At 61.4% G+C, this 16,872-nt stretch carries 16 protein-coding genes; 8 read left to right on the top strand and 8 right to left on the bottom strand.

From position 1 onward, the window contains the following. Positions 1-5 precede the first annotated feature (5 nt). Complete coding sequence (locus ACR0NJ_RS06450) at positions 6-281, top strand: hypothetical protein (protein ID WP_480816308.1); 276 nt, start codon at positions 6-8, stop codon at positions 279-281. After that, positions 281-619 carry a type II toxin-antitoxin system RelE/ParE family toxin gene (locus tag ACR0NJ_RS06445; RefSeq protein ID WP_480816307.1) on the top strand — a complete coding sequence of 113 codons (339 nt, stop codon included), beginning with the start codon at positions 281-283 and terminating at the stop codon, positions 617-619. Before ACR0NJ_RS06450 ends, ACR0NJ_RS06445 begins: the two co-directional genes overlap by 1 nt. Here ACR0NJ_RS06445 and ACR0NJ_RS06440 read toward each other — a convergent pair. Next, a complete protein-coding gene (locus ACR0NJ_RS06440; protein WP_480816306.1) occupies positions 616-1,563 on the bottom strand; it encodes a LysR family transcriptional regulator in 948 nt (315 codons plus the stop codon). The two genes, ACR0NJ_RS06445 and ACR0NJ_RS06440, sit on opposite strands and share 4 nt — an antisense overlap. Before the next feature lie 96 nt (positions 1,564-1,659). Here ACR0NJ_RS06440 and ACR0NJ_RS06435 point away from each other — a divergent pair, with 96 nt between their 5' ends. Next, positions 1,660-3,312 carry an ABC transporter substrate-binding protein gene (locus ACR0NJ_RS06435; protein WP_480816305.1) on the top strand — a complete coding sequence of 551 codons (1,653 nt, stop codon included), beginning with the start codon at positions 1,660-1,662 and terminating at the stop codon, positions 3,310-3,312. A 66-nt stretch (positions 3,313-3,378) separates the two neighbouring features. Here the strand turns inward: ACR0NJ_RS06435 and ACR0NJ_RS06430 are convergent, their stop codons facing one another. The 3 genes from ACR0NJ_RS06430 to ACR0NJ_RS06420 form a co-directional block, all read right to left on the bottom strand. Further along, positions 3,379-4,950, bottom strand: a complete 1,572-nt coding sequence (locus ACR0NJ_RS06430) for a trimethylamine methyltransferase family protein (protein ID WP_480816304.1) — start codon at positions 4,948-4,950, stop codon at positions 3,379-3,381. Then, on the bottom strand, positions 4,947-7,010 hold the full coding sequence (locus ACR0NJ_RS06425; protein WP_480816303.1) for an oxidoreductase: 2,064 nt from the start codon (positions 7,008-7,010) through the stop codon (positions 4,947-4,949). Before ACR0NJ_RS06425 ends, ACR0NJ_RS06430 begins: the two co-directional genes overlap by 4 nt. A 182-nt stretch (positions 7,011-7,192) precedes the next feature. Beyond that, positions 7,193-9,010 carry a BCCT family transporter gene (locus tag ACR0NJ_RS06420; RefSeq protein ID WP_480816302.1) on the bottom strand — a complete coding sequence of 606 codons (1,818 nt, stop codon included), beginning with the start codon at positions 9,008-9,010 and terminating at the stop codon, positions 7,193-7,195. Positions 9,011-9,191: 181 nt separating this feature from the next. Here ACR0NJ_RS06420 and ACR0NJ_RS06415 point away from each other — a divergent pair, with 181 nt between their 5' ends. Together ACR0NJ_RS06415 and ACR0NJ_RS06410 are read left to right on the top strand one after the other, a co-directional pair. Beyond that, entirely contained in the window at positions 9,192-9,605 is a 414-nt protein-coding gene (locus ACR0NJ_RS06415) for a VOC family protein (RefSeq protein ID WP_480816301.1), read from the top strand. Between the two features lie 34 nt (positions 9,606-9,639). Continuing rightward, complete coding sequence (locus tag ACR0NJ_RS06410; protein WP_480816300.1) at positions 9,640-10,116, top strand: cysteine hydrolase family protein; 477 nt, start codon at positions 9,640-9,642, stop codon at positions 10,114-10,116. 31 nt (positions 10,117-10,147) lie between these two features. Here the strand turns inward: ACR0NJ_RS06410 and ACR0NJ_RS06405 are convergent, their stop codons facing one another. Both ACR0NJ_RS06405 and ACR0NJ_RS06400 read right to left on the bottom strand, forming a co-directional pair. Beyond that, entirely contained in the window at positions 10,148-10,897 is a 750-nt protein-coding gene (locus ACR0NJ_RS06405) for an outer membrane protein (RefSeq protein ID WP_480816299.1), read from the bottom strand. Positions 10,898-11,049: 152 nt separating this feature from the next. After that, complete coding sequence (locus ACR0NJ_RS06400; RefSeq protein WP_480816298.1) at positions 11,050-11,937, bottom strand: LysR family transcriptional regulator; 888 nt, start codon at positions 11,935-11,937, stop codon at positions 11,050-11,052. 117 nt (positions 11,938-12,054) lie between these two features. Between ACR0NJ_RS06400 and ACR0NJ_RS06395 the strand changes: the two genes are divergently transcribed. The 3 genes from ACR0NJ_RS06395 (at position 12,055) to ACR0NJ_RS06385 (ending at position 15,294) form a co-directional block, all read left to right on the top strand. Next, positions 12,055-12,678, top strand: a complete 624-nt coding sequence (locus ACR0NJ_RS06395) for a glutathione S-transferase family protein (RefSeq protein WP_480816297.1) — start codon at positions 12,055-12,057, stop codon at positions 12,676-12,678. Positions 12,679-12,743: 65 nt separating this feature from the next. Then, a complete protein-coding gene (locus ACR0NJ_RS06390; RefSeq protein WP_480816296.1) occupies positions 12,744-14,801 on the top strand; it encodes a 2Fe-2S iron-sulfur cluster-binding protein in 2,058 nt (685 codons plus the stop codon). A gap of 25 nt (positions 14,802-14,826) precedes the next feature. Beyond that, positions 14,827-15,294 (top strand): nuclear transport factor 2 family protein, encoded by a 468-nt coding sequence (locus tag ACR0NJ_RS06385; protein ID WP_480816295.1) that lies wholly within the window; start codon positions 14,827-14,829, stop codon positions 15,292-15,294. 42 nt (positions 15,295-15,336) lie between these two features. Here ACR0NJ_RS06385 and ACR0NJ_RS06380 read toward each other — a convergent pair whose 3' ends face one another. Together ACR0NJ_RS06380 and ACR0NJ_RS06375 are read right to left on the bottom strand one after the other, a co-directional pair. Then, positions 15,337-15,792, bottom strand: coding sequence for a hypothetical protein (locus ACR0NJ_RS06380; RefSeq protein WP_480816294.1), 456 nt, complete (start codon positions 15,790-15,792; stop codon positions 15,337-15,339). 106 nt (positions 15,793-15,898) lie between these two features. Next, positions 15,899-16,843, bottom strand: coding sequence for a hypothetical protein (locus ACR0NJ_RS06375; RefSeq protein ID WP_480816293.1), 945 nt, complete (start codon positions 16,841-16,843; stop codon positions 15,899-15,901). Positions 16,844-16,872: the final 29 nt, after the last annotated feature.

The following is a 16,872-nucleotide window of genomic DNA, read 5'->3' as shown; positions in this document are numbered from 1 at the left end:
TTGCCATGACCGTTCAAAAGCAATCCGTCAGCTTCACCGAAGCGGCCTATGCCTTTGCCAAGGAACTGGTCGAGGCGGGCGAATACCCCAATGTCAGCGCGGCGGTATCCGGTGAATTGACCAAGGCAAAGACCGCGCGCGAGCGTGAGAATTCGCTGCTCGAGGCAGAGCTGGAACGCCGCCTGTCGCTGCCGACCGGGGAGTGGGAGCCGGTCGGGGATGTTTCGGACATCTCGGCCGGGGCTCGGGCATATCTGGCTTCACTGAATTCACGACGCTGATGCGGCTGGTTCGCCACCCGTTTGTCGAACGGGATCTGATCGGTATCGCTGATCACATCGTTGACGTGACCGACGGCGATATCGCTGCGGCACAGCGCCGTCTGGAAGAGGTCGACGCGCTGGCGCGGTCGATCCTGTCCAACCCGCTGTCGGGGATGCGGTTGCAGGGCCGCCTTTCCGGCTGGCTGGTGCGCCATGGCGGCGTGGGCAATCGGTTGACCGTCGTGTTCAGCCCCGAGCCTGAGACGGACACGCTCTATATCGCGCTGATCGCTTTCGGCGGGCGGAACTGGACGGATATAGCCGCCAGACGCCGGACCGTTCCGGTCTCGGGTTAGAAGGTCCGGGTCCGGTCGCTATCTGTCGAGCGGACCTGTTTCGATATCCAGTCAAACACCTTTCGGGGCCCCTGACCCAGATTGGTCTGTCCCCAGGACATCACATATCCGGCGTCGCTGACCACGACGTCACTTGTCACCTGCACCAACGCGCCGGACTGAATCAGCCCGTCAACTAGCCCCAGCCAGCCCAAGGCCACGCCATCTCCGGCGATGGCGGATTGCGTGACCATGTCGTAATTGTTGAAGCTGACATAGTTCTTTTTGCGCGTGCCACTGACGTTTAGCTGCTCGAACCAGCCCTGCCAGGTCTGCCATTCTGCCGATGGCGGCTTGGACAGGCTCAGAAGTTGAACGTTAAGTAAATCGGCGGAAGATTGGATTGGCCCCGTTCTGGCTAATAGCTGAGGGCTGGCGACGGCGGCCACTTTTTCCTCGATAAGCAGGACATCGCCGGGTTTCATCCGGTCGTAATGCGCCACGTGAATTTGAATATCGCAATCGTCGGTCCCTTCGACCGGTGGGGTGGGGGATGCGAGGATCTGGATCTCGATCTCATCGCCGATCTCGTCGCGCAGGACCGACAGGCGCGGCAGCAGCCAGAAGGTTGAAAACGCGAAATCCGCCGAGATGCGCACCCGTGGTTTTGACTTTCGATTCAACAAGGAAACGACGGCGAGGCCCATCTGAGTCATGGCGGGCCGGACCTCGTTCAACAGGCGCAACCCTTCGATTGTCAGCGACACGCCCCGGTGTTCGCGGTTGAACAGCGTCACCCCCAATTCCGTTTCCAACGCCTTGATGCGCTGTGAGATTGAGGACTGGGTCAGCCCCAGCGCCTCAGCTGCGCTGGTGAAATTTTCGTGCCGCGCGACCTCGTCAAAGGCGTGCAGCGCGACCAGGTTCCGGCTGAGTTTGCGATTAATTTTGCTAATGTCATCCATAAAAATTCAACTACTGCAAACTTAATCGAATCTGTACCAAAACTTAGGCAAATGGGTACAATAAGACCCGCAAGGCCAGATTTTGGGGAGATATAAATGACAAGCCTCGGCAATTCGCAGCAGGTCCATCCTGCGGTTCACATGCATGTGGACGAAGTAGAGAGCGGCAAATTAAGCCGCCGAGAGTTTCTGACCCGTGCAACAGCACTGGGTGTTTCGGCATCTGCCGCCTATTCGATGATCGGTCTGGCGCAGCCCGCGCGCGCCGCCGTCAATGTCCAGCAGGGCGGGACGATCCGCATTCAGCAGGTCGTGCGCGCGCAGCTTGATCCGCCGCTCTATAACTGGCCGCAGCTTGGCAACGTGGTGCGCGGTTTTCTGGAATATCTGGTCCAGTACAACGCGGATGGCACGTTCGAGCCGCGCTTGCTGGAAAGCTGGGAGGTCAATGACGACGCCACCCAATACACGCTGCGCATCCGTCCCGGTGTGAACTGGAACGACGGGCGCGGCACGCTGACCGCGCAGGATGTGGCCTATAACTTCGGGCGCTGGTGCGATGGCACATGGGAAGGCAACTCGATGGCCGCGCGCATGGGCTCGTTGCAGAACGATGCTGGCGACGGCCCGGCGGATGGCGCGCTTGAGGTTGTTGACGATCTGACGCTGAAGCTGAACCTGACCCGGCCCGATATCACCATCATCCCGGCGGTCACCGAATACCCGGCGGCGATTGTTCCCGATGGCTGGTCGGGCGACCCGGCGAATGATCCTGTCGGCACCGGACCTTACAAGCTGGTCGAATATGCGGTCGGCGAAAAGGTCGTGCTTGAGAAGAACACCGATCACGAATGGTGGGGCGAAGGGGCCTATCTGGACCGGATCGAGTTCATCGACTACGGCACCGACGGCGCGGCGCATCTAGCGGCGGCCGAGGCGGAAGAGATCGACATGACCTATGAAACGGTCGGTGAATTTGTCGAAATCTTCGAAGGCATCGGCTGGAACCAGAGCGAATCTGTCTCGGCCAACACGCTGGTGCTGCGCACCAACCGCGATTCGGAAGTGGATGGCGTTGCACCTTATGCCGACGCCAAGGTCCGCCGCGCTCTGGCCATGGCCTGCGACAACAACGTGTTGCTGGAACTGGGCTATGCCAACCGCGGGACGATTGCGGAAAACCACCATGTCTGCCCGATCCATCCGGAATACGCCGATATCGGCGCGCCGCCGCTGGACCCGGAAGGCGCACGCGCGCTGATGGAAGAAGCGGGCATGATGGATTTCGAGCATGAGATCATCTCGATCGACGACGACTGGCGTCGCAACACCACCGACGCGCTGGCCGCCCAGCTGCGTGATGCGGGCTTCAAGGTGAAGCGGACCGTTCTGCCGGGCAATACGTTCTGGAACGACTGGAACAAATACCCGTTCAGCTCGACCGACTGGGGGCACCGCCCGCTGGGGGTTCAGGTTCTGACGCTGGCCTATAAGAATGGCGTGGCCTGGAACGAAACCGGTCTGGCCAGTGACGAGTTCGACTCGATGCTGGATGCGGCCTCGGCCATTGCCGACGCGGATACGCGGCGCCAGCATATGGAGAAGATCCAGACCTTCCTGCGCGAAGACGGTACGGTCATTCAGCCCTATTGGCGGTCGCTCTACCGGCACTCCCGCCCGGGAATCGTTGGCGCGGACAGCCATCCGATCAACGAGATCCATGTGCACAAGCTGGGTCTGGAAGGCTAAACACCTGACTGAAATCGAAGACGGCGCGCCCTCGGGCGCGCCTTTTTTCGTTTTGGGGTGGCAGGATTACCCCCGGATGCGCTGCATGTCCTCTTTGCTGAGGAGGATTGGAAACTCCTCGCGCACCTGCGCATCGGCAGCGCCGAAATGGTTCGGGAAATGGCTGCCCAGAATGGCATTTGCGCTTTCATGCGCCCGTTCCAGCAGGTCAAGCTTGCCTTCATTTTCCCACGTGTCGGTGCGGGCGCGGTCCATCAGTTGTGGATAGACGAATTCGGAATTCATGAAGCCCAGCGTGTGCGGGTTGCCCAGAAAATGGCCGGGATCGATGGCGCAGGTGTGGATGACGTCCACTGCCAGCGTCTCATCCGTGACCTCGATGCCGCGCAAGGAGCGCAGGATCATGCCTCCGGCCTCGTTGTCGATGACCATGCTCTCAAAACTGCAGCCCATCAGGCTGCCTAGCATGCCGCCGAACTCGCACACCCGGTTGGCCCCGGCATGGGCGGCGAGTGAGAAGGTCAGAGCCTTCTCCAGCCCGTATTGCGCGTCGGGCAGTTTCGCATCGGTCATGCCCGCCCCGACCGAGGTGGGCAGGCCGTAGAACTGCCCCATCTGTACGGCGGCGGCCCCGATCAGGGCCTGCTCACCGCTGCCGCCGGTGAAGGACCCGCTGCGCAGATCGGTGATGAAGGGCCATGCGGAAAAGCTGACCGGGCAGCCCGGTTTGATCAGGTTGGCGATGGCGACGCAGGCCAGCGTTTCCGCCACCGCCTGCACCAGCGTTCCGGCCAGTGTTGCAGGCGCGGTTGCGCCCGCCTGCGGCGGCACGGCCAGATCGACGGTCAGGCCCAGCTTGGCGGTGTCTATCAAAATCTCCATATTCTCGCGCCCGATGCGCAGGGGCGAGACGATGGGACAGCCGCCAAACACGACCGAGGGTTTTTTCAGAAACGAACCCTCTCCGCCCGAGGCCAGATCGAACATGCGGATCGCATGCGGGATATGGCTGCGGTCGCGGAAGGCCATGCAGGCCGGTTTCTGGCTGGCCGATAGCATGGCGTAGACCATGTTCATGTCATGGCTGAAATCGTCCTGCACATCCGTGGCCAGAACGGTTGCGCCCAGCATGTGAATATTGTCCAGCCTGTCGACCAGCCGGGTGAAATCGTAGATGTCACGCAGCTCGGAGGGGCGATAGGACTTGGTTTTGGCGTCAAACGTTGTGACTGCGGTGCCCGAATTGGCAAAATAGACGCTTTGCGCGGTGCAGTGCATGTCGTCCTTGCCCGCGCGCTCACCCCGCGCGTGGACGTAGTATTCCCGCGCGGCCCCCGCCAGCAAATCCTCCATCAATGCGCGGGGGAAGCACAGGCGGTTGTGCGCGTTCAGCACCGCGCCCTTGGGCAGCACCAGATCCAGCAGTTCGGGGAAGTGATCCGCAAGGCCGGTCTGATCCAGAACGGTCAGGGCGGCGTTGTGGATGGCCTCCATATCCGTTTGCGATAGCGGGCGGTAGCGGCCACCGGCGATGCCGCCGTGGACGGCCTCGTTGCCGGTTGTGGTCTGTTGCAGCGCGATGCGCGCTGCGCGGCCGCCGCCGCGGCGACGGGATGTGTTTACGATGGTTTCGGTCATGGCGTCTCCTCCCGCAGATCGGTGATTTCCCGGCGGAACCAGTCTTGTTCTGCCGCATGTTTCGGGCGTTCGAAATCGCGCGCGGCGCGGTGCCCGTCGAAAACCGCATCGGCGATCAAGCCGGGTGAGGCGGCATCGCCGATCAGCTCCAGCGTCTTCAGCCCCTTGCCCTGCAATGCGTCATAAAGCGACGTGTTGCGCTGCCGTTCCGTGACCAGAACGACCGAAGTACAGTCGACCGGGCTGTGCCGCCCGGTATAGGTGCAGGCCGTCGTCGCATGATCCGTCGCGATGCTGTGCAGCACGTTATTGCAGCGGATATCGACGCCCAGTTCGATCAGCCGCGCCTGAATGCGGTGCTGTTCCAAGGTGTAGGCCGAGAAGGCCGAGACCGCGCTGTCCGGCGTCACGAACGTCACGTCACAGCCCATCTGTGCGAGCTTTTCTGCGATCACCCCGGCCAGATAGATGTGGTCATCGTCATAGACCAGCACCGAGCCTTCGGGCTCGGTTCCGGCCATGATGTCGTCGGGCGTGTAGACAAAGGCCGCCGTGTCGATCCGGGGCGGAGTGCGGCGGGTGTTGCGCCCGATCCCGTCCGCCCGCCAGCGCGCGCCGGTTGCGAGAAACACATGGTCGATGCCCAGTTCCAGTACCTGATCGGCGTCCAGGGCGCTGTCGGTAAACATCTGCACATTGGCCCGCTGACGCAGGTCGGTCAGACGGTAATCCGCGACCCGACCCCAGGCGGCCAACCCCGGCAGGCGGCTTTCGCGCAGGACACGCCCGCCGAAATCCATCTCGCCTTCGGCCAAGGTCACGTCATAGCCGCGCCGGGCCAGTTGCATGGCGCATTCCAGACCGGCCGGGCCGCTGCCCACGACCAGCGTTTGCTGTGCCTGTCCACGCGCTGCGATGCGCTCGGGGTGCCAGCCGCGCCTCCATTCCTCGCCAATCGTGGGGTTCTGGGTGCAGCGGATCGGGATGCCGAGCCCGTCGGAGGCGGCGCAGATGTTGCAGCCGATGCATTCGCGGATTTCGTCGATCCGGCCCTCTTCGATCTTGCGCGGGATGAACGGGTCGGCGATTGAGGGGCGCGCGGCCCCGATCAGATCAACCACCCCCTTGCGCAGCATCGACAGCATCAGATCGGGCGAGGTCAGCCGCCCGACCCCAACAACCGGCTTGTTCGTCACCTGTTTCACGTAGGCCAGATAGTCGTTTTGATACCCGTCCTGCGGCTGAAACCGCGTGGTCGCGGAGTCGTTGGACCAGTCCGAGACGTTCACGTCCCAGATGTCTGGCAGATCGGCCAGAAGCTCGACCACGGCACGGCCTTCCTCGGCGGCCTGCATCCCGTCGGGGCCGAGCATTTCGTCAATGCCAAAGCGGAAGGCGACGGCGCAGCTGTCGCCCACCGCCTCGCGGGTGTCTTCCAGTAATTCGCGGGTCAGGCGCACGCGGTTTTCCAGCGTGCCGCCGTATTCATCAGTCCGAGAGTTCAGGTGCGGCAGCATGAAGTGTTGGGCCAGAGTCATCCCGTGGCCCGCATATACATAGATGATATCGAACCCGGCCTCTTTGGCACGCAGGGCGGCGTCGCAGTGCCATTGGCGCAGGGCACGGATATCGGCCTTATCCATCGCGCGGCCCTGTTTCGGTTGCGCAGCGCTGATCGCCATCTCGGACGGGGCCAGCACTGGCGCGCGCGACAAAAGGTTGGTGGCGTGGCTGCCGTTGTGCACCAGTTGCACTGCTGCCAGTGCGCCGTGGTCATGCACCGCATCGGTCATCAGGCGCAGGGCGGGGATGTCGCGGGCATCCCATAGGCGGCCCTCGGCAAACGGAGCGAGGTCCGAGGTCGGGTGAATCTCGGTTTCCTGCGTGGACACGACGCCCCAGCCGCCCTCGGCCTTCATGCCGCGCAGCGCCGCCTCGGCGCGCGGGCGGACATGGCCAAGGCCGGTGCAATGGGGGACCTGATAGAACCGGTTTTTCGCAGTAACGGGACCAAGGCGGATGGGCTGGAATAGCGGTGCGTAAACCTGAGCGTCAGACATGGCGCGGCCCTTTCCCGAAGTTGATCCGTTGCGGTTCCTTTGAGTTTAGTCTTGTCGACGAATTGGCTGTCAGGCGCGTTTAGGATGGGGTTCGCCATTGGACAGTCCATCAACATCTATCCGCCCGAGATGAAGCGCACCCCGGCGGAAAGATTAAGAAAACGGCCCCAGCCCTTAATGTTTTATTCAGATTGCGACGGGGTGTCTTCGTATTGTGACCGCCGCAGGTCGTTGATCATCGCCTTGGCCAGCGACACGCACATCAGCAGCAGCACAAGACTGAAGGGCAGGGCGCCGATGATCATCGAGTTGGTCAGCGCCTCAAGCCCGCCTCCGCCTGCGATCAACAGCGTTCCGATCACCAGTGTCAGCAGCCCGCCCCACAGGATGCGATGGGTGACGCTGGTATCCTCGGTACCCCCGGACATGATCGTGTTCATCACCAGAATGCCCGAATCCGCCGAGGTGACGAGGAAGGTCATGGTCAAAACCACGCACATGAAGCTGATGATGGTCAGAAGGTTGCCCGAGATCATCTGTTCCAGCGTCACAAACAGCGTCGCCGTGGTCGAGGCCGCAAGGATCGCCCCGTTGGCATCCCCGTTCAGTTCAAGGTCGATGGCCGAACCGCCCAGGATCGTCATCCATGCGAAACAGACCAGTGATGGGGCGACGACTGCGCCAAAAATGAACTCGCGCACCGTGCGCCCGCGCGAGATGCGCGCCAGAAACAGGCCGACAAAGGGGGAAAACGCGATCCACCACGCCCAATAGAAGGTGGTCCAGCCCGATTGCCAGTCGAACAGCCGCCCCGGTGTACCCGCATCGTAGACGGCGGTTTTGGTGGCGTCCGACAGCGCGGAGGCCTCTCTGCTGAGGTCTACGAGAAAACTGTCTTTGGTGCCCCATGCATCGGTTGCGCCGGGGAACAGCTCGGCCGCGAAAGGGGTGGCCTCGGGGGGCAGGGCCGAGGCGAATTCGGCCTGCGACATCGGGGTATAGGCTTGCAGGCTGAGCGGGATGAAGTTGAGCACATAGTCCAGCAAGGCCTGCCCGTAGGTCGTCATGGCAAAGGCAAAGGACCCGAACAGGATGAAGACAGCGAGCAGGATCAGCGACAGGATCAGATTGAGGTTCGACAGGTATTTGACCCCCCGCCCCACGCCGGACACGGCGGACAGGGTGGACATCAGCATCACCAGCGCCAAGGCCGAGATTAGCCCAGCGGTGGATGGTTTCATCACGCTGCCCGCGGTCTCCATTAGCCATTGCCCGCCGGTGATCAGGAAGGCCCCGTCGACAAGCTGCGACACGCCGTAGCCGATGGTCACGGCCACGCCAAGGATGGTGGCCACAACGCCCAGAATGTCGATCACATGGCCCGCGATACCGTTGGAATATTCGCCCAGCAAAGGCGTCAGGGCGGAGCGGATCGTCAGTGGCATGCCTCGGGTATAGGCGTAGTAGGCAAGGCTGAGCCCCGTCACCACATAGATGGCCCAGGCGTGAAATCCTGTGTGCAAAAAGGTATAGCGATAGGCCCCCTGAATTGCGTCCTGGCTTTTTGAGGCGACCTCACCCGAGACGGTCAGGGGGTTGGTTTCCCACAATCCCAGCGGCTCAGCGGTAGCGTAAACCATCAGACCGACGCCCAACCCCGCGCCGAACATCATGGAAAACCAAGAAAAATTTGAGAATTCGGGCCGTTCATCCTCGGCCCCCAACCGCATGCGCCCGGTGGCGGGAATGACGGCGACGAGGAATAGAAAAAACGCAAACACCGCGACGGAGATGTCGTAAAAGACGTTGAACTCGGCCAGCAGACCGGATTTCCAGGATCGCAGCGTGTCATTGGCTGAAAGCGGCCAGACCAAGGCCCACAGAACCAAGAGCGATACAGTGATTTTGCTGACCAGAGCAATCGGCAGGCTATAGCCTTTGTAAAACCCGGTCGACTGCCTTTCGATTTTGAGGTCTGTAAATGGCTCTTCCAGCGACATATTTCTTCCGGCCCAGCTCGGTTCCTGCGTCTTTTGCCCCAAAGTTGAGCATCTGGGAAACGCCGCGCAACTGCAACCGTTTTCAACGCAACTCCTGTCCACAAGGGCATCGTTCTGGCTTGTCAGTCGCCGGGTTCCGGGGTTTGGTGGGGTCAGGCGCAAACAGAAAAGACGGCGGGTCATGAAACTGGAATTCCACCACATCAACTATGTGTCTGATGACGTCGAGCGGCTGCACGACTTCTATACGGGTGTTTTGGGGCTGCAGGACATTCCGATCGAAAACTTCCCAAGGTCCACGGCGACGGACGAAACCGGTTACAACGGCAAAATCCGCTTTGCCACGGACGGGGCGATGCAGATGCATCTGGCCGAGAAGAATCTGGATGTGGCCTTCAAACATGGTGAGGCGATCAACCCGGTCGAACGTGGCCACATCGCCTTTCGCACCGACGATATCGCGGCCTTCAAGCAGATGCTGGACGACAAGGGCGTGCGCTATTCGGATTACGGCACCGCCTTTGCGAAAGAGTGGCACCAGATCTTCTTTCACGACCCCGAGGGCAATATCATCGAGGTGCATCAGGCGGTTTGACCCTTCAGCCGGTGCGCCAAAGTAAGGGAATGACATGAAACAAGCCTTGCTTGTGGTCGATGTTCAGCCGTGTTTCGATCCGCCGCACTGGCTGGTCGATCGCTGTCAGGCGCTGGCCTCGGGCATGCCGTCGATTGCGACCGTCCACCGCTATGATGAGCAGAAGGTGCCGTTTTATCGCCAGATCGGGTGGACGCCGCGCTCGGTGGATGGCGGGCTGATCGGGACGGATCACGTTGTCTACAAATTCGGGTACAGGCCGCCGGATGAGGTGATTTCGCTTTTCCAAAGCTGGCAGGTGGATCGCGTTCTGGTCTGCGGCATTCAGGCCGAATGCTGTGTTCTGGCGGCGGGTTTCGCCCTGTTTGATGCGGGTCTGCAGCCGACCATTGTTGCGGATGCGGTCGCAGGCTCATCGCTGGATCGCAGCGGTAAGCTGGGGGTTGACCTGTGGCGGCATCACTTTGGGCAGGTGGTCGACAAGCACTCTGACCTGTTGCCGAGCCCTTGATCACCGGTCAAACGGGGCGTCGGATCGCTGGCTAGAACCGGTAGGTCGCTCCGATGACCGGGCCGGATTGATCGAATTTGAAGTCGTTGCCGTCAATCTCGTGATCGAACGAGATGTAGCGATAGCCGCCCCTGATCAACCAGCGCTCGTTGATCGCGTAGTCGGCTGTCACCAGCAACTGCCATGTTTCGCTGTCGCTGCGAAAACCGCCGTAATCCACGAACCCTGTTGCGGACCATCGGTCTGACAGTGCAACCCGTGCCCGAAGGCCGATCACCGGATCGGTCCAGTTTTCATCCACGGAAACCGAGCGCCCCGGCGCGGTTCCCGGCAAAACGTCAAAGTCAGTCTCGGTTCTGAACCAGCGGAAACCAGCTGCGACATCCACATTGGTGGTCGGCGTTTGGTAAACCCGGTATCCGAGATACCCGCTGAAGAACTGTGTGGTTAGTGAAGTTCTGAGCCCAGAACTGGCCGGGCCGGGCGTATCGTTGCTGAATGACAGGTCGGTGTAGTTGTAATCAGCCAGCAGGGACCACCGTCCGTTGGTTGCCGAAAACGCGCCCATGAAGGCCAGATCTAGGTTCTCGAGAGCGTCGGAAAAGCTGAGCGTGCCGTCCAGCGTGCCCACCGGCGTCGCCAGCGAAACATCCGTTTCCGGCGTGAACAGGTAGAGTGTCGCCTCGTAAGACCACTCGGACTGCTGGGCCGATGCAAATGTGCCCATTGTTGCAAAAACCGCTGCTGCGACCGCTGCTCTTTTGGAGATTTTTCCGGTCATTTTGTTCCTCCGGCTTGGTCGTGCTGTCCCGCCCCTTCTCGCAACCGGGACAGTATGCGTTATGGGAACATTAACATCAAAAAATTCGCATAAGTGCTAAATAGTTTAGTCTGACGCTCGCATGACTTCACTCGGAAAAGATGGGCCGTTTGCTAGTTGTGGCGCAGCTCCGCCACCAAATGATCAATCAACGCCCGTATCCGCGCGGTCAGATGGCGGTTTGGCGGATAGGTTGCGTACAGCCCCAGAACCTTGGCCTCTTGCGCCTGAAACAGTAATTGCAGGCTGCCCGCGTCCAGAAACGGCTGCGCTGTGTAAAGCGGCACGCGGCCCACGCCCATACCGTCAGCCGCCATGTTGGCCACAGCGCGGGGCGAGTTGGCGCGGAAATTGCCTGCGACGGTGACTGTAAATGTGCCGTCCGGCCCTTTGAATTCCCACTGGTCCACGTTGTTCCCGGTGGCCTGCAGCAGACAGTTGTGCCGGGTCAAATCCGCCGGGGTTTCCGGTGTGCCGAACCGGGCCAGATAATCAGGCGAGGCGCAGCAGACGATCCGCATATCCGTCAGTTTGCGGGCCACAAGGGTCGACTCTTTCAGCGCGCCGAAGCGGATGGCCAGATCGTACCCCTCATCCACCAATGAGACGTGGTGGTCCGACAGATGCAACTCGACCGAGACCTTGGGATGCGCCTGTTGAAACGGTTTCAGCAGATGCACCAGTTGGGCCGAGCCATAGCCCGTGGGGGCGGTGATCCGGATGCGGCCGGCAAGGTCGGCCTGCTTTTGCTGGACCAGCCCTTCCAACTCGTCAAACTGGTCCAGCAGGGGCAGGCAGCGGTCGAAATAGGATTTCCCCGTGTCGGTCAGGGTGACGCTGCGCGTGGTGCGGTGGAAAAGCTGCGCGTTCAGCCGTTCCTCTAGCTGAGCGACATATTTGCTGGCCAGCTTGGTGCTGATCCCGACCTGCCGCGCCCCTTCGGTGAACGAGGCATGGGTGGCCACAGCGGCAAAGGTGCGCATTCCGGTGATGGTGTCCATTATCTACGGATCATTCATAGTCATTGAATGATTAGGTATATTATCGCCATTGGGCGGGCAAGCTAAGTTGGGATCCAAAGACAGATTCACCACAGCACTTGCAAAGGGACCCATCCGATGTCTGATACCATCCGCATTCACAGTTTTCCGCTGTCCGGCCACGCGCACCGGGCTGTTCTGTTCGCCAATCTGGCGGGCATCGACCATCAGGTGATTGATGTCGATCTTGCAGGCGGCGCGCAGAAACAGGACGATTTTCTGGCCCTGAACCCGGCCGGACAGGTGCCGGTTCTGGAAGACGGCGACGTGGTCGTCTCCGACAGCAACGCAATCCTCGTCTATCTGGCCCGCAAATACGCGCCCGCCTACCTGCCAAGCGATCCGGTGCTTGAGGCCGAGGTTCAGAAGTTCCTGACGCTCGCCGCTGGTGAGATCGCCTTTGGCCCCGCCGCCGCGCGTCTGATCAACGTGTTCAACGCGCCGTTGGACAAGGCGTTCACCCATGCGACGGCGGCAAAAGTGCTGGGCAAGCTCGAGGCGCATCTGAATGGGCGTGACTGGCTTGTGGGGGATGCGCCGACCATCGCCGATGTGGCGATCTACAGCTACACGGCCCACGCGCCCGAAGGTGACGTTTCGCTTGAGCCTTACCCGAATGTCCGCCGCCTGCTGGCCAATATCGAGGCGTTGGACGGGTTTGTTCCGATGCCCAAAACCGCAGCCGGTCTGAACGCCGCCTGACACCGTCAAGATGTGCCAGCCGCAAGGGCGCGGCTGGCCCACCCATTTGCGACAAGAGGCCCGCCATGAATGCGCCGGTAGCGAAAGACATCTCAGTGTTTCACGAGGGTGAGCAGATGATGCAAAGCCGGGTGGGCAAACGCGCGGAAATGGAGAAGCTGGGCCGCGCGGTTATCCGGCCCTACATGCCCGACCAGCACCGTGCGTTTTTTGAGCAAATCCCGTTTCTGGTTCTGGGAAGCGTGGATGAGGACGGCTGGCCCTGGGCCTCGATACTGCCGGGCGAGCCGGGGTTCATCGGCGCGCCGACTGAAAGGCGGTTGACTGTGGATGCAATTCCCCGTGCGGATGACCCGCTTGGTGCAGCGCTGAAAACGGGGGCGCCGATTGGGGCGCTGGGGATCGAACTGCCCACGCGGCGGCGTAACCGAGTGAATGCCACCGTAGGGGAAGTGACCGAGACGGGGTTTGCGCTGGATGTTGTGCAGTCTTTCGGCAATTGCCCGCAATATATTCAGACCCACGATATCCGGTTCGTCCGTGATCCGCACGAGCGGCAGCCAGTGCAGGTAGAACGCTTGGTGCAACTGGATGAGGCAGCGCGCGAGGCCATCTCTGCCGCCAACTCGTTTTATGTTGCCAGTCACGCCCATACGCCCGGGCAGACTTTTGCGAGCGGCGTCGATGTCTCCCATCGCGGCGGCCGGTCGGGCTTTGTCAAAGTCGAAGGCAATAGCCTGCTGGTCCCGGATTTTGCCGGGAACAACTTCTTCAACACGCTGGGGAATTTCCTTCTGACCCCCCGCGCCGGGCTGTTGTTTCCCGACTACCGGACCGGCGATCTGCTGATGCTGACCGGGGCGGTTGAGGTGCTGGACGAAAACCACCCCGACATCGCGGCGTTTCAGGGTGCGGACCGGGCATGGCGGTTTGAACTGGACCACGGGTTGCGCCTGAGCGACGCTTTGCCGTTTCGTGGCGAGCTGCAGGATTATTCGCCCAACAGCCTGATGGCGGATGACTGGCCAAGGGCCGAGGCGCGCGCGCAGGCCGAAAAGCAGCGGTCCGCGTGGCGGTCGGTTCGGGTTGCCGCGATTCAGGATGAAAGTGAGACCATCCGGTCCTTCACGTTTGAGCCTACGGATGATCTGCCGCTGCCGTCGTTCCAGCCGGGCCAGTTTCTGACGATCCGGGTGCAGCCGGACGGCCACCCGCCTTTGGTCCGGACCTATACGGTTTCCTCGGCACCGGGCGATGAGGGGTATAGCATCTCGGTCAAGCGGGAGCCCGGCGGAGTTGTCTCGAACCATGTCCATAACACGTTTGCCGTCGGCGATCGGGTCGAGGTCAAGGTCCCCAAAGGTCAGTTTGTCTTAAACGCATCCGACGCGCGGCCTGCGGTCTTATTTGCCGGTGGTGTCGGGATCACCCCGATGATCTCGATGGTGCGCCACGCGTTGAACGACCCGCAAACCCTGCGACCCCTGACAGTGTTCTACGCCGCGCAGACAACCGGTCAGCGCGCCTTTCATGCGGAACTGCGCCGGGCCGAGGCGGTCAGCTGTGGCCGTATCCGCTATCTCTCGGTCATCGGACGGCCTGCCGACGGCGATCAGATGGGCGTGGATTTCCATGCCGAAGGGCGCATCAGCCCGGATCTGATCCGCGAGACGCTGGCCTTGGACGATTATGAGTTCTACCTCTGCGGCCCGCCCGGCTTCATGCAGGCGGTCTACGACATGTTGCTGGGGCTTGGTGTGCGGGATGACCGTATTTTGGCGGAAAGCTTTGGTCCAGCGTCGCTGAAGCGACGCTCGGACGTTACAGCAAAGGCATTCGAGCCAGAGCCCGAGGCGCATTCCGCATCAGTGACCTTCGCGGCGTCCGGCAAAACCGCCGAGTGGCAAGCGGGTGGTACCACGCTTCTGGAATTGGCCGAGGCGCAGGGTCTGACCCCGTCCTTTTCCTGCCGGGGCGGGTCCTGCGGCAGTTGCCTGACGCGCCGGATGGCTGGGAAGGTTGCATATCGGACACCGCCCACAGCGGACCATTCCGCAGATGACGTTCTGCTGTGCTGCGCCGTTCCCGCCGCAGGGACAACTGACCTGAAACTCGACCTCTGAGACCTGTTCAAAAAGGATGACCGATATGGAAACCCGCCCGCCGCTGCCGCCCTTCACCCGCGAGACCGCGATCGAAAAGATACGGCTGGCCGAGGATGGCTGGAACAGCCGTGATCCAGTCAAAGTGGCCAAGGCCTATACGCTGGACACCAAATGGCGCAACCGCGTGCATTTCGTCACCAATCGGCAAGAGGCCGAGGCTTTTCTGACCGGCAAGTGGATACGCGAAAATGAATACCGGCTGATCAAGGAGCTTTGGGCGTTCACCGAGAACCGGATTGCGGTGCGCTACGCCTATGAATGGCGCGATGACAGTGGCAACTGGTTCCGGTCTTACGGCAATGAAAACTGGGAGTTTGCCCCCGACGGCCTGATGCAGAACCGCCATGCCAGCATCAACGATCTGCCCATTCGGGAAGAAGACCGCCTGTTTCGCTGGCCACAAGGGCGACGCCCGGATGATCATCCGGGCCTGTCCGAACTTGGACTGTAGCCGGAAAATGGGACCGGCGCGCGCCGGTCCCTGCTTATCCGATCAGACGCCCTCGGCCCGTTCCAGTACGGTGCTGTAGGCGATGCCGCTGCGCAGGCTGCGGAAATCGGCGTAAATCTTGCCGTCTTCGATCCGGGCGTCGATCAGGCCGTTCACCTGACGCTCGGGACCGGTCCGGGTTTCGATCATGGCGATGGTGCCGGATCCGTCCTGGTTGAAGGTGCCGGTCACCTGCGCTTCGCCCCAACGGTCCGAGCTGGCGCGGCTCCATTTGCTGGTGCCCCAGAACACGTTGTCCTGCTGTTCCTTGATCTCAAGCACCCATTCGGATTCGTTGAATCGCGGGGCACCGTCGCTGTGTTCGTTGGGCAGGCCGACCACGGTATGGTTGCCGCTCCAGACACCGGTCAGGTCGGGCGTTGTGTCTGCAAAAGCGTGGGTCGAAAGGGCAAGGGTGCTGGCCAAGGCGGCGGCACCGATCAGTTTGGCTCTGGTCATGATTTCCTCCGTTTCCTTTGCATAGATGTTGGAAGCGGAGCGGGGGATTGCTATGGCCGGGCCCGATTATAAAGGAATGTTCATCTGCGCTTCACGGACGGCTAGATCAGTCCGACGGCAGCGGCGGCAGGGCGGGGATCATCTCGTCCAGAATGGCTCCGGCCTCATATCCCAGCAGATCGACCTCCATCCGGGCGGGATCGCCAAAGGCCCATTGGCCGACTAGCCGCTGCATCCTCACATAGCCCGCGTGTTTCGCCAGCGCGTCGATCCCGTGTGCGTTTTCGGCAAACAGCACCTGCCCGCCGGCAACTTTTCCGGGCATCACGCGTTCCAGATAAAGCCGGACCACGTTGACGTTCTTCACGCTAGATCCGCCGTGGTGCATGATATACATCTTGTCCCAGTCCTGCTTGGACATGGCCGCCCGCGCGTCCGAGACCGCCTTGTGCAGCGCCGTCAGCTCGGCCCGCGCGGTCTGGCGCATGTTCTCGGCCCAGATCGGGCGCATGTCGTTGATGGCTTTGGTGATCGCCTCGCGCGTGATCTGGTCTTTGGTCAGGGCGTCGGTGACGAAGCTGCGTGCGGTGTTCAGCATCTGTTGCTGGCTGGTCAGTAGCTCAGGGGACAGGCCGAGGTCGCCGATGGCGGGCAGCAGTGTGCCGATCTGGGTCGCGATTTCCGAGAACTCCTTTTTCCAGCGGTCACTATCGGTCGAATCCTCGGGCCACGGGGTCACCGCACCGATGATCCCCAGCAGGACGTGTGAGGTGGATTTGAGGTTCTGATACAGTGGCGCGTTTCTGGTATAGCTGGCCTGCCCGTCTTTCGAGATCACCGTGACGTCACGGGCGATGACCATGACAGGCCGCGTTGCCTCGGACAGTTGGTCCTGACCGCGGTGGAAGATCGACAGCATTGCTTTGTCGAACGTCTGGATCGCGGCCTCTGCGTCGCTTTGATCGGCGGAAGCTGGGGCCGTACAGATCCAAAGGCTCAGGCCAATTGCGGCGGCTGAATCAATGCCGCGCCGGATTATTGAGTTTTGCATTCCCCACCCCCCTGAATTCGGTTCACGGG

It is taken from the genome of Ruegeria sp. F11, assembly GCF_056533855.1.
Note: the sequence above shows the minus strand (reverse complement) of the source record. Positions and strands in the feature narration are given on the sequence as shown.

Coding starts and splice junctions, on each gene's coding strand:
- ACR0NJ_RS06430 (WP_480816304.1), bottom strand. CDS start 4,950: ATGACCGAAACCATCGTAAACACATCCCGTCGCCGCGGCGGCGGCCGC.
- ACR0NJ_RS06440 (WP_480816306.1), bottom strand. CDS start 1,563: ATGGATGACATTAGCAAAATTAATCGCAAACTCAGCCGGAACCTGGTC.
- ACR0NJ_RS06395 (WP_480816297.1), top strand. CDS start 12,055: ATGTCTGATACCATCCGCATTCACAGTTTTCCGCTGTCCGGCCACGCG.
- ACR0NJ_RS06390 (WP_480816296.1), top strand. CDS start 12,744: ATGAATGCGCCGGTAGCGAAAGACATCTCAGTGTTTCACGAGGGTGAG.
- ACR0NJ_RS06435 (WP_480816305.1), top strand. CDS start 1,660: ATGACAAGCCTCGGCAATTCGCAGCAGGTCCATCCTGCGGTTCACATG.
- ACR0NJ_RS06450 (WP_480816308.1), top strand. CDS start 6: ATGACCGTTCAAAAGCAATCCGTCAGCTTCACCGAAGCGGCCTATGCC.
- ACR0NJ_RS06445 (WP_480816307.1), top strand. CDS start 281: ATGCGGCTGGTTCGCCACCCGTTTGTCGAACGGGATCTGATCGGTATC.
- ACR0NJ_RS06380 (WP_480816294.1), bottom strand. CDS start 15,792: ATGACCAGAGCCAAACTGATCGGTGCCGCCGCCTTGGCCAGCACCCTT.
- ACR0NJ_RS06425 (WP_480816303.1), bottom strand. CDS start 7,010: ATGTCTGACGCTCAGGTTTACGCACCGCTATTCCAGCCCATCCGCCTT.
- ACR0NJ_RS06420 (WP_480816302.1), bottom strand. CDS start 9,010: ATGTCGCTGGAAGAGCCATTTACAGACCTCAAAATCGAAAGGCAGTCG.
- ACR0NJ_RS06405 (WP_480816299.1), bottom strand. CDS start 10,897: ATGACCGGAAAAATCTCCAAAAGAGCAGCGGTCGCAGCAGCGGTTTTT.
- ACR0NJ_RS06400 (WP_480816298.1), bottom strand. CDS start 11,937: ATGGACACCATCACCGGAATGCGCACCTTTGCCGCTGTGGCCACCCAT.
- ACR0NJ_RS06410 (WP_480816300.1), top strand. CDS start 9,640: ATGAAACAAGCCTTGCTTGTGGTCGATGTTCAGCCGTGTTTCGATCCG.
- ACR0NJ_RS06375 (WP_480816293.1), bottom strand. CDS start 16,843: ATGCAAAACTCAATAATCCGGCGCGGCATTGATTCAGCCGCCGCAATT.
- ACR0NJ_RS06415 (WP_480816301.1), top strand. CDS start 9,192: ATGAAACTGGAATTCCACCACATCAACTATGTGTCTGATGACGTCGAG.
- ACR0NJ_RS06385 (WP_480816295.1), top strand. CDS start 14,827: ATGGAAACCCGCCCGCCGCTGCCGCCCTTCACCCGCGAGACCGCGATC.